The organism is Campylobacter sp. GB48, from assembly GCF_049221845.1.
Lineage (GTDB): Bacteria > Campylobacterota > Campylobacteria > Campylobacterales > Campylobacteraceae > Campylobacter_D > Campylobacter_D lari_C.
In genome coordinates this window covers 40,202-53,096 of the sequence record NZ_JBMJAR010000007.1, presented here as the reverse complement: position 1 = coordinate 53,096, position 12,895 = coordinate 40,202, and the positions used below count along the sequence as shown (strand labels likewise).

At 28.4% G+C, this 12,895-nt stretch carries 8 protein-coding genes; 3 read left to right on the top strand and 5 right to left on the bottom strand.

Annotation, left to right across the window (positions count from 1 at the left end):
- The first annotated feature begins 36 nt into the window (after window positions 1-36).
- Window positions 37-1,824, top strand: a complete 1,788-nt coding sequence (gene dnaG / locus ACOTVC_RS05255; protein ID WP_214115915.1) for a DNA primase — start codon at window positions 37-39, stop codon at window positions 1,822-1,824.
- 65 nt (window positions 1,825-1,889) lie between these two features.
- Window positions 1,890-2,873 (top strand): MnmA/TRMU family protein, encoded by a 984-nt coding sequence (locus ACOTVC_RS05250; protein WP_039642426.1) that lies wholly within the window; start codon window positions 1,890-1,892, stop codon window positions 2,871-2,873.
- Window positions 2,874-3,012: 139 nt separating this feature from the next.
- On the opposite strand, the gene ACOTVC_RS05245 is transcribed toward ACOTVC_RS05250, so the two are convergent.
- From ACOTVC_RS05245 to ACOTVC_RS05225, 5 genes are all read right to left on the bottom strand, one after another.
- Window positions 3,013-3,255, bottom strand: coding sequence for a hypothetical protein (locus tag ACOTVC_RS05245; protein ID WP_214115914.1), 243 nt, complete (start codon window positions 3,253-3,255; stop codon window positions 3,013-3,015).
- A gap of 38 nt (window positions 3,256-3,293) precedes the next feature.
- Complete coding sequence (locus ACOTVC_RS05240; protein WP_214115913.1) at window positions 3,294-3,980, bottom strand: hypothetical protein; 687 nt, start codon at window positions 3,978-3,980, stop codon at window positions 3,294-3,296.
- Window positions 3,977-4,735, bottom strand: coding sequence for a hypothetical protein (locus tag ACOTVC_RS05235; RefSeq protein WP_214115912.1), 759 nt, complete (start codon window positions 4,733-4,735; stop codon window positions 3,977-3,979). Before ACOTVC_RS05235 ends, ACOTVC_RS05240 begins: the two co-directional genes overlap by 4 nt.
- A 208-nt stretch (window positions 4,736-4,943) precedes the next feature.
- Entirely contained in the window at window positions 4,944-7,148 is a 2,205-nt protein-coding gene (pbpC, locus tag ACOTVC_RS05230) for a penicillin-binding protein 1C (protein ID WP_214115911.1), read from the bottom strand.
- Entirely contained in the window at window positions 7,145-12,430 is a 5,286-nt protein-coding gene (locus tag ACOTVC_RS05225) for an MG2 domain-containing protein (RefSeq protein ID WP_421627889.1), read from the bottom strand. The genes pbpC and ACOTVC_RS05225 overlap by 4 nt, the downstream gene beginning before the upstream one ends.
- Window positions 12,431-12,531: 101 nt before the next feature.
- On the opposite strand from ACOTVC_RS05225, the gene ACOTVC_RS05220 reads away from it, so the two are divergent.
- Window positions 12,532-12,894 (top strand): hypothetical protein, encoded by a 363-nt coding sequence (locus ACOTVC_RS05220; protein ID WP_039642431.1) that lies wholly within the window; start codon window positions 12,532-12,534, stop codon window positions 12,892-12,894.
- The last annotated feature ends 1 nt before the right edge of the window (window position 12,895 follow it).

Genomic DNA, 12,895 nt, shown 5'->3' with positions numbered 1-12,895 from the left:
GCTAAATGCTTATATAATTTTCTTTAAGGTTTAAAGATGATAGAACAAGCAAGTATAGAACAACTTTTACAAAAAACAGATATTGTTGATATCATAGCTCATTATGTTGAAGTAAAAAAACAAGGCTCAAGCTATGTTTGCATTTGTCCTTTTCATGATGATAAAAATCCTAGTATGCATATTAATTCTATTAAAGGATTTTATCATTGTTTTGCATGCAAAGCTGGGGGTAATGTTTTTAAATTTGTAATGGATTATGAGAAATTAAACTTCGTTGAAGCAGTAGAAAAAGTTGCTTCATGGAGTAATTTTTCACTTACTTATACCTCGCAAAAACAAGATAATAAAAAATCCATCATTCATATCTTGCCTACTCTTAACGCTTTTTATAAGCAAAACTTAGCTAAAAACAAAGAAGCTTTAACTTATCTTTATAAAAGAGGTTTAAATGATGAGGATATTAGAACTTTTGAGCTAGGTTTTGCACCAAGTTCTAATGAAACACTAAGACTTTTACAAAATGAGCAAATCACTCAAGAAGAGGCTTTAGAAGTAGGCGCAATAAAACAAAATGAAAATGGCGCTTATGCAAGCTTTATCAACCGCATTACTTTTAGCATTTATGATCATAAAAATTTGCTCATAGGCTTTGGTGGTAGAACTTTAGATGAAAATAATATGGCAAAATACGTTAATTCCCCCCAAAGTAAACTTTTTGATAAATCACGCGTTTTTTACGCACTTAATTTAGCAAAAGATACCATTTATAAACAAAAAGAAATGATAATTTGTGAGGGTTATATGGATGCTATAGCCTTTCATAAAGCAGGATTTAAAAATGCTGTAGCAGTTTTAGGAACCGCTTTAGGTGAAAATCACATACCTTTGATAAAAAGATTAGAAGCAAGAGTAATTTTGTGTTTTGATAATGATAATGCAGGACTTAACGCTGCTGTGCGTTCAGCACATTTGCTAAGTTTAGCAAAAATTGATGGAAAAGTGGTCTTAATAGAAGGTGGGAAAGATCCGGCTGAACTCGTAGCAAACCATCAAGAAAAATTACTTTTTAATATTTTAGAAAAAGGTATAGAACTTGGAGAATTTTATATAAGAAGTTTGATTGCAGGTTGTGATTTAAACTCAGCACTTAGCAAACAAAAAGCTTTAGAAGAGGTACAAAAATACACTTTTAACCTTGAACCTTTAATAGCAAATTCCTACACTACCTTAGTAGCAAATCTTTTGGGTGTAAATATTAATGATATTAAACTTTCTAAAAATACAAGAAAAAACAACAACTTTACTAATCCCACCAAACAAAGCAAAATCAATAATATAAGCGAATTAGAGCTTTTGAAATTTTTATATGAAAATAATGAAATTATAGGACTTTTTAAACTTTTAAGCGCAAAAAAATATTTTTTACACCAAGATATCACTAAAGCTATTTTAGAACAAAAAAACTTTGAAGATCCTAGCATAAGAGAACTTTATGAGTTTGAAAATATCAAGAATTTAAGCAATATAGAAGAATTTTTATATGCTATTTGTAAGATCAACCTTGCATATTTTAATAAATTAAAAAGTTTAAATTTAAAACAAGCTTTTAAAAAACAAATTTATAATTTACTTAATCAAAATTTAGAAAAAATCAAAAAAAGCTATCAAAACGATGAAGTTTTTTTTAACCACTTGATAGAAGTTTTAAAAAGCGTACATTTTTTAGATGATGAAGAAAGTTTGGAATTATTTTTAAACAGACTACAAAAAAACATCAAAGATAAAAAAGCAATTCATTATAACTTCGAAGAAGAAGTTTTTTAAATAAAAACTTACACAAAAATTAAAAAATATTCACTACAATATGCCAAAAATTTCGAAAGGAAAAAATGAAAGCATTAGCACTTTTTAGTGGTGGCCTTGATTCTATGCTTGCTATAAAACTCATAAGCTCTCAAGGCATAGAAGTAAAAGCTTTAAATATCAATATAGGCTTTGGCGGCACAAGCGATAAAAGCGAACTCATGGCAAAACGTGCTGCTATGGCAGGAGCTAGTTTTGAGATGATAGATGTAAGAAATGCTTATTTGCAAGAAGTTTTATTTAATCCTCAATATGGATATGGAAAACATTTTAACCCTTGTATAGATTGTCATGCTTTTATGTTTAAAACTGCTCTTTCTATGTTAAAAGATGAAAACGCAAGCTTTATCATCACAGGAGAAGTGGTTGGTCAACGCCCAATGAGCCAAAGAAATGATGCTATGGCAAAGGTTAAAAAACTAGCTCTTGATGAAGAAGATTTAATCTTACGTCCAATGTGTGCTAAAAATTTACCTCTAACCAAACCTGAACGCGAGGGTTGGGTTGATAGAGAAAAGTTAGAAAACATAAGCGGAAGAAGTAGAAAAAGACAACTTGAACTAGCTGCCAAATTTGGTTTTGAAGATTTTGAAAGCCCAGGTGGTGGATGTTTGCTCACACTTGAGAGTTTTTCAAATAAAATCAAAGATTTTATTAATTTTGATAAAAATATGCAAGTTAATGACGCTCAACTTTTAAAATACGGGCGCCACTTAAGACTTCCAAATGGCTCTAAAATGATAGTGGGTAGAAATGAGTTAGAAAATCAATTTTTAAAAGAATTAAAAACTCAAAAATATGAAGAATTAAAACTTTTTGATTTAATAGGTGCTTATTCTTTAGTAGATGAAAACATCAATCCACAAGATCTTGAACTTGCTCTAAGCATAGCACTAACTTATGCTAAAACTCAAAATAATACAAAATACAAAATAGGCTTTAAAGATAAAATTTTCCAAAGTATGGCTTTTGAAGATAAAAATAAAATTCAAGAATATTTTATAAATTAAACTACCCTTTAAAGGGTAGTTTTTTAGAATTTCTTTCTTCTAACTTCTGCTACAATATCAGCTGACATAGAATCAACTTCATTTGCTACAGAATTTGTTGCATGTGCAATTTGTGAATTTTCCTTAGTTAAACCATCTATTACTGAACAGATTGATTAATTTGTGAAATTCCTAAAGCTTGCTCTTTAATACTCTCACCCATTTCATTAATAGATTGAACTAAGATATTAGTATTAGCTTCAATCTCACCTAAAGACTTTTGAGTTCTTGCTGCTACTGCATTCATAGAAGCACTCATTTCCTCAACCGCAGCGGCACTTTCTTGTAAAGAATCAGCTTTAGTTTGAAACATTTCTCCTTGACTTAATGAAGCTTGAAGCATTTTTCTAATCTCTGCTCCTACTGCATTAAGTGATTTTTCTATCTCTCCTTCTGCATTGTCAAGTTTATCTGAGAAATCAAGATTTTGAAAACTACAAAAACTCTTTCTATTTCATTTAAATCTTTACCTATTTTCATTTGCATATCATCAAGCATTTTATTTAATACTTCTTTTAACTCTACAAGTTTTGGATTAACAGGATTTGTATTTATTCTTTGGGTAAAATATCCTTTTTCTATATCACAAGATACTTCTATAATATTTTGCACTGTTATTTCATCTTTTTCTAAGCACGTATGAATATATTGAACATTATCATTAATCATTAATGCCATTTTTCCGAGTTCATCATTATATCTAGGTGTTAAAACTTCAACAGATGCTACTTCGTGATTTAAATATTTAAAAAATTTCATCAAATGGTTTTGTAATCTTTGTATTTGTATTGAAACAATTCTTTTTACCGAAGTACTAATAACAATCACAATGAAAACTACCGCAATAACCGAGCTAATTAGGATAATATTTCTAAGTTCTGTAATAGGCGCATATACAGATTCATTTGGAACTATAGCCAACATTGCCCAATGAATTCCAGTGTTTGGCCATACTTCAAACACCCTTATAGCCCCATGATATTCACTACCATCATCTGCTATATAATTAATTGGACCAACATAAGCTGTTTTTTGCAAATCTAATATAAAAGCTGCATTTTTATTCACATCAGAAATTTTTTCGTAACAAATTCCGCATTTGGATGTGTAGCTATAACACCATTACTTGCTATTAAAATTCTTCTTGCACCTTGATAAATCGATCTTGAAGAATCATTCAAAAATGTAGCAATAGGCTTAAGATCAAAAAGCATACCGACAACACCTATTGCCTTGCCTTTTTTATCTGTTATAGGTGCAGCTACGTTAAGCCCTAAAAACTTGTTTCCGTGAATATTATACCATCTTGGTTCACCAAAATATAACTTATTTCCATTCATTAAATTTTTAACGGCTCTAGTTTTTGCAATCTCTTCACTTGCTGCTAAAATTTGCATTCCTCCAGCATTGTTTATATCCGAATCTCTCATCAAAACCATAAATTCGTTATTATTGGTAAAATATTTTTCTTTAACATCCAAATTCTTATACATTGTTCCATCTTGCAAATAGTAATACCCATAAGCTATGTCACGATTAGCATCAACGGCTTCTCCAAGAATATTTTCTATTTTTTTTGGATTTATAGCACCTTCTAAAATAAGGTTATTTAAAGTTCTTTGCGTACCAATGGTACTAATAAACAAAGATTTAATAGATGTCTCAGTTTGATTTCCATAACGATGCACAGAAGCTGTGAGTGTATTTTCTATTTGTGTATTTAAAATGGTAATAGATCTGTTAATAATAAGCACAGATAAAATATTTAAAATCAAAACAACCGTGATAATAGCTATAGCAACAATTTTTGCACAAGACTCCAATTACGCATTTTTTCTCCTTAAATAACTATGGTAAAAATTTTTTGTTATTGTAAATCTTTTTTATTAAAAAAGTATAAAAAATATTTTATTTTTATTTATTTATTTTTTAAACAATATTGTATAAATTTACTTTTTTACACAAATGTCTATAAAATATGGGGGGGGGAGGTATAACGGATTTTTAGCTAATAAAATTTATTATTTACATTTAAAATACATTAAATTTAACAAAATCACTTGCTCCATTTTCACTAATAATATTAAGAGTGTATTTACCTTTTTTTAAATCTAAAGGTAAAAGCTCTTCTTTTCCTTCAAAAATCAATTCTTGATTTAAATACCAAAAAAGTTTTTCTTTTTTAGGATTTATAAGCTTAATTAACAATTTTTGCTGATATTTTAAATCTTTTGGCAAAATGATATTAAGATTATTTAGCGGATATATGATTTTTAAATTTTGATTAGAGCTTTGTAAATTTTGCTTTTCTTTTGTAAAAAAAGCTTGTGCATTAGAAGGTAAATTTAAAATAATTTTTTTCTTTGCGTGGATAAAATTTTTATCTAAAGAATCAACTTCTTTGTTTTTATACATAAAAACTTCTTTTAAAAACGGTGAAGTTCTTAATATATTTGCATTTTTTGGGTAAAGCACCTCTTTAAAATCAAATTTATAATCATATCTATACCCTGTTTGGTTTTCTATCTTGATAGTAACTAAATCATTAGGTTTTTCAAATTCTAAATTAATCCCATCAAGTAAAGATAAAAGCTCAAAAAACAACTCTCCTGCTATACTCACACCATATAAATTTGCATTTGCCTCACCATTAAAATTTCCAATCCATACTCCTAAAGTGTATTTTGGAGAAGTTCCTATGGCCCAGGCATCTTTTCTACCATAACTTGTGCCTGTTTTCCAAGAAATGATAGTATTAAAATCATATTGTCTTAATCCTACTTTATCTAAATCCTTTAAGGTTTGCAAGGTTAAAAAGCTTGCTCCACCACTAATAAGCTTTTTATCTTCTTTAGTAAATGCATTTTCTTCATATAAAAGTTCTTTAAAATTTCCATAATTTCCAAGCCCTAGATAAATTTTTACCATATCTTCTAAACTCAATTCTTTTGTACCCAAAATCAAAGAAAGTCCGTATTTTTTAAAATTTTCATCTTCAAAATCTAAAATATCTTTGAGTTTATAAAAAAACTTCTCATACCCATATTCTGCAAGTAAGCTTACAAAAGGAATATTAAGTGATTTTTGCAAAGATTCTTTTGCGCTAACAAAACCATGATATTTTTTATTTGCATTTTGTGGAGCAAAATTAGAAAAATATGTAGGCACATCAAGCATTAAAGATTCAGGCACTATAAGTCCCTCATCTATAGCAAAAGCAAAAAGCAAAGGTTTTAAGGTTGAACCCACACTACGCTTTGCTATCACCCCATCAACTTGACCAAAACTTGCAAAATCATAAAAATCATTAGAACCTACATAAGCTAAAACTTTATTTGTTTTGGTATCTGCTAACAATATAGCTAAATTTTTTATACCTTTTTGTTGTAGTTTATAAGAATATTCTTTGGCCTTTTCTTCAAATTTAATTTGAATTTTTTTATCTATACTAGAAATGATTTTTTCTTTATCCGCTAAAAACCTACGTGCTAAATGTGGGGCCAAGTTTTTTCTTGCTTTAAAACTAGGAAGTTTTTCAGCCTTTGCAAGAGTTAAAATATCTTTAGAAAAATATCCCTTTTCAAAAAGTCTATCAAGTAAAACATTGCGTTTTTTTAAAAGCTTATCTTTGTTTTTTTCAAGATTAATTAAACCTGGATTATTAGGAAGCACAGCAAGCAAAGCTGCTTCACTCCAAGTAAGATCTTTTAAATCTTTTTCAAAATAAAACAAACCCGCACTTGCAACACCTACTAAATTTCCTCCATAAGGAGCATTGTTTAAATAAAGCTTTAGAATTTCATCTTTTTCATAAGCACTTTCTAAAGCAAAAGCTTTGATGATTTCGTTAAATTTATTAAAATATGTGCGTTTGTTTTGCTCTAGAAGTTTGATTGTTTGCATAGAAATCGTGCTTGCACCACTTCTTTTACTTGAAAAAAGATTATTTTTAAAAGCCCTTATAAGCGCTAAAAAATCTACTCCATAATGAGAATAAAAATTTTTATCTTCATATAAAAGAACTGCACTTTTTAATTTTTGCGGTATAAACTCACTCTCTAAATGCCATTGTTCATTAGCATCTAAAAACACACTAAGAATTTCTTTATTTTTATCAAGCAAAACCTTGCTATAAGTGCCTTTAAATAAATCCTTGCTATCAAAACTAAAATAAACTAAGCCTATGTAAAAACATAGGCTTAAAAAGCATATTGCAAGGCTTATTTTGATTTTCACTGCACTACTTTGACTCTTTTACTCTCACTTAAAGCTTTATAAGCATTATCATACATTGCCTCAGCATAAGCTCCGCTCAAAGTATAAACACCCGGAGTAACAGCACTTAATTTCACAAAAAATTCTCTTGATTCATCAGAATACAAAGGAAAGAAATACATAATCTTATCATCTCTTATATCTACAAAATCATAATAAGAATTTTTTACAAAATCAGGAGCTTCATCATCTAAAAGATCATACACTATCTCCCATCCACTTGGTAAAATTTGAGTTAAAGCTATATTAGAAGCACCTGGATAATTTTTATTTGATATTTTTAATTTCATATAAAAAATTTGAGAGCTTTTTATAGCACTTTCATCTATTTCATTTCCATTTTCATCATAAAAACTTCTTTCTATATACATACGCTGTGCAAAAGGCTCAGCAATACCTTTTTTAATACCCTCTACTCCAAAATGTACATAGGTATCTTCTTTAGCTTCTATCAAAGCACTACCTTGATTGAACTCGAATTTAGAAAAACTTGCATTGAGCTTTTTACTCTCACCGTTAATTTTTAGGCTTGCATTGATAGTTTTAGAACTTTCATCGCTAAAGCTATTTGCCAAAGCATATAAAGCATAACCTGTACTTTGAGTGCTAAGCCAAGCATGGCTTTCTAAAGTTTTTTTAATATCATCTAATAATTCATCATTATCTTTACCATAAACTATTTTATACGCATTTGCAATAATAGCTTCATCTCTTAAAAAAGATCCATAAGTATGAGTGTAATTAGCTTTTCCATCAGGCTTTATGCTTAAATTTTTAGCTATATTTAAAGCTACCTCATCAAAACCTGCTAATTTATAAGCTGCGCTAAGTTGCCAAAGACTTACATTATTTAGGCTTTGCAAATAAGCGCTATCTTCATAAATAGCATTCATTATACTTAAATTTGGCTCTTTAGCTAAAGCTAAAAGATATAAAGAATTTATTCTAATTTCTTTATTTGTTTGAGCTTTTAAAACATAGCGTTTTTGATAATCAAGCCATGCTTTAAACATACCCTCACCCACATAATAGCCTCTTTCTTTGGCTAAAATCATAAACATACCCGCATAATTACTTCCCCAAGCATCAGAATCTTTAAGTCCTTGCCAATAAGCAAAGCCACCATTAGCGGTTTGAAAATTTGCGTATTTACTTAACAATGCATTGATATTGTTAATATTTTTTTGCTTATTTGCCCCTTGATCAAGTTTTTGTAAAAAAAGTTGTGGTAAAACTGCTGAAGTACTTTGCTCTATACATCCATAAGGATAATTTTGCAAGTATTTTAATCTATGATTTATATTTAAAATAGGCTTAGAACTCACACTTAAAAACGCTACTGGATTAATATAATCTTGTGTGATTTTAAACTCCATAGAAGTATTTGCAGGAATTTTAAAAGATTTACCCTCATAAGTAATGGTATTTAGCGCTTTTATATCAATTTGCGTATTTTGAGTATAAGTATAATCTTTTGCATTTAAACTTAACTCTATTTCCTCTACTCCAAGCTTGTTTGAATTTACTTTTGCATTAACATAAATATCTTTGCTTTTTTCATTACTAAAATCAATCAAAATTTCATCATTTTCAAAATTTATGAGTGAATTTTTTGTTTTTAATTTAAGTTTTGCATTTTTTACATCATCATCTACTTTAAATACTTGTACCAAAAACTTAAACTCATCATCAAGTCTTAAAGCTCTTGGCAAGGTTTCAAGCATCACAGCAGGTGCGCTAACTTGGATATCTTTAGAAGCACTGCCAAAACCTGCTAAGTTGTTTGCCACTACCATAACTCTAACCGAACCTAAGTATGATGGCATATTAAATTTTAATTTTGCATAACCATTTTCATCGCTTTGCACTGGTTCTTGAAACAATACAACCGGTTTAAAGCGTCTTGCTTTTTCATCATTTTTGCTTTTATTTGCTCTACTTTCTAAGAAAACATCACCACCCGTAGTCAATACCTTAGAAACATTAGAAATATTTTTAGCAATGATTTTATCATAGGTATCATATATACTCATATTAAAGCGTGTTTTTTGGTAAAAATACCCCCAAATATCTGGGGTTTTAAAAGCATTCACATCAAGCAAGCCCTCATCTACAATAGCGATGGTATAAGTATAACTTTGCTTGTTTTTACTTTGAATTTCTACTTCAAAATCTTGTTTGGGCATGATTTTATCCGGTACTTTTAAATCAAGCTCGATTTTACTTTGCTCATCTACTACATTCAAAGGCACCACGCCAAAAAGTCTCAAGGCTCTATCATTAGTATATTGATCATAATCTTGAAGCAAAATCACACTCACATAAACATTTGGCATATATTCTTTAAGAATAGGAATTTCAACCTTTGTAATATCTTCATGTGTATCTATCACAAAGCGTTTTAAAACCTTTACATTATCATTTAAAGTAATAATAGCTTTGGCACCCTTAACACTTTCAAATTCTATAAAAGCCGTTTCATTTGGTTTGTATTCTTTTTTATCACTTTTAATCTTTAAAGAACTCACTATATCAGCATTACTTGGTGCACCAAAACTACTAATATAAAAAAACTCCCCTGTGCTTGTTTTACTTTGTACATCTTCAAGTTCTATAAACATTTCACCATGATATTCTTTTGGATCAAATTCTATTTTAACTGGTTTATCTTTACTTAAAATGGTTCCTTGTGTAACTATTTGTGTGTTTTTATCCTTTTTGAGTGATTTTAAAAAATCATCATAATTATCATAATCCCACCACCAAGAATAATCATTTGCATAAATAGTGTATTTAATTTCCCTATTTGCTATTAAATTCTCATCTAAATCGCTCACAATGGCTTCAAAATTGACAATAGAACCCGAGCTTAAATAGTGATTTTTTAAACGCTTAATACCTACAAAATACTCATGCAATATTACCTGTGAATTTACAAGTGCTTCAACCGACCTTGAACCTTTTTCAAAAACTCTAGCCCTTATACTAGCTTCAAGGTTATATGGGGTATTTTTTAAAAAGTCATTTAAAGTAAATTCTTGCTTTGTAAAGCCATTTTCATCTAACATACCTTTTAAATTATCTTGATATTTTTGTACTAAAACACTAGGATTTGAAAAAATGTATTCTGGGTATTTTGAATTTTTATATTCTTTTTTACTTACAAATAAATCAGCTTGATATTGTAAATTACTTGCTGGTGTTCCAAAAAGATATTTTGAACTAATATTAAAATCTAATTTTTCATTTTCTTTTATACTTTTTGGAGCTTGCATAGATACTTTTATACGATTTGGTACTATATTTTGCACTAAAATTTCTTTATCAAAAACAGCATTTGCAAATTCAACCCTAGCCAAATACACTCCACTTAAAGCTTGTTGATCAAGTGAAATCTTTTTATAAAAAGTTCCATTACTCAAAGAATCAAGCTTGATTTTATCTAAAAGTTTTTTATTACGTGGGTCAAAAAAACTTAAAAATATAGGATGATTAACAACTCCTTTATCATTTCTTGCAACCATAGTTAAATAAATATCATCACCTGGTCTATAAACCCCTCTTTCTGTGTAAATAAATACTTTATTTTGAGAAGTTAAATCAAAACCATCTACATCAAAACCATCATATAATAAAGGTGAGCTTAAACGCAAAATAGAAGCCTGTTTATCTTTTGAAGCGATAATAAACAAAGCTTTTGACTCATCAATATCATCAAAAACAGCTAAACCATTATCATCACTCATTTTAGAAGCTAAAACTTGATTGCTTTTGCTAATCACATCAACCTTAACCCCACCTAAAGCCTTTTGCGTAGTAAAATCTCTCACATCTACAAAAAGCTTTTTATTTAAATTTTGAGCAATCAAAGCTATATCTGAAAAAATTAAGTTCTTACTTACTTTTGCTTTTTGGTTAAAAAATCTATATTTTTTCCAACTCTCCATTCCCTCATCAAAAACATAATCAACATCTTCTTCTTTAAAATAAAGCTTCACTATAAATACACCGCTTAAATCTTTTAAACCATCTAATACTATTTCATTTTCTTGCCATTGATTTTTGGTGTTTTTTATATCAAAGTCTTTTTTTAACACCACTTCACTAGTGTAATCGCTTTCTGAAAAAATATCACTATCATAGTCGCTTAAATTTTTAGCACCTTGAAGATTTTTATATCTTAAATATTCACTTAAGTTATTTGAAAATACTTGATAAACTTCTAAATGAACCTTTTTAATATTCATACTCTTAAAAGCTATTATTTTGCTTGCTTTACTAGATAAAAAAACTCCTTGATTTGTAAAACTTATAGCAGGTTCATAGTCTTTTAAACTTACTTGAGTTTTATAATCTTCTTTTGTGCTAATTCCATCAGCACTTTTAATCCCTTGAGCAAGTTGAATTTCATAAGTTTTATTCGGAGAAAAATCACCTGTAAGTTTAATTTTATTTCCAAAGGCTAATGCTTTAAAATCTACTTTGGGAGTAATAAAAATCAAATCTTTTAAATTTTGATCTTGCGAAATATTTTGAGAAAAAAGCAATTCTATATTTTTATTAACCACATTTGCATTTTGAAAAACAAATTCATTCTTAGCAAGCAAAATATACTCTAAATTTATATTATTTTCTAAACCTAAATTTTCTTTATCAAAAACTACTTTTACATTAGTATTGGTATTTTTGATATTCAGCACTTTAGAATACACACTTGCCATATCACCTTGAATGATGATTTTATCTACTTGAATTTCTTTTTCTTGCACATTAATTTTAATAGCTTTTAACAATTCATCTTTATTAAGAGTATAAAAACTTTGAATATTTAAAACTAATACACTCTCATCATTTGAAATATTTTGAAAATATCCTTTAATATCTAGTTTTTCAAAAGGAGTTTTTACTTTCAATTGTACTTTTTCATTAGCTATGATATCATTTAAATCTATAAAAATATCATATTTTTGATTTGCTTTTAAAGCTGTAAAAATGTTCAATCTTGTAGGTGTTTCAAACTCATATTTTACTTTTGTCTTTTGATTATTAAGAATAATCTCTCTTTCTTTTATAACACCTATTTCTTGATTAATGATATTGGTGTTAAACTCTACAAAAACACTTTGTGTATTTTCATTAAAACCATAAGCTCTTATAATAGAGCTTTTATCCTCATTTTTAGAACAAGCAAATAATAAACTTACAAGTAAAAAAGCAAAAAAATAATGTAAAAATCCTTTCATATATACCCCATTTAATAAATTTTTCAAATTATATCTAAATTCACTCTTGCTTCACTCAAAAAATTATATAATTCTTACTATAAAAAATAAAGGAGAGAAAAATGAAAAAGAAAATTACTGCATTGTTAACAGCTTTAAGTCTTTCAAGTCTTGCTTATGCAGATGAAATTTATGGTGTGATAACGGATGTAGATGATAGCACTAAAACTATTTTAATTGATACTACTTATGGAGAGAAAATGAATGTAAAAATTCTACCAAATACAGAAATAGATATGGATGATTGTGGTATTTTTGGTATGGACAAATATGGTACTTTTAAAGATTTAAAAGTAGGAACTTTTATAGAAGCTAAAGTTTTCCATAGCCACGCTCAAACAACACCAAACCCACAAACTCCAAATCAAGTTCAAAATATAACCGCTAAAGAAATCAAAATCGAATGCAAAAAAAGAGCTTATTGAG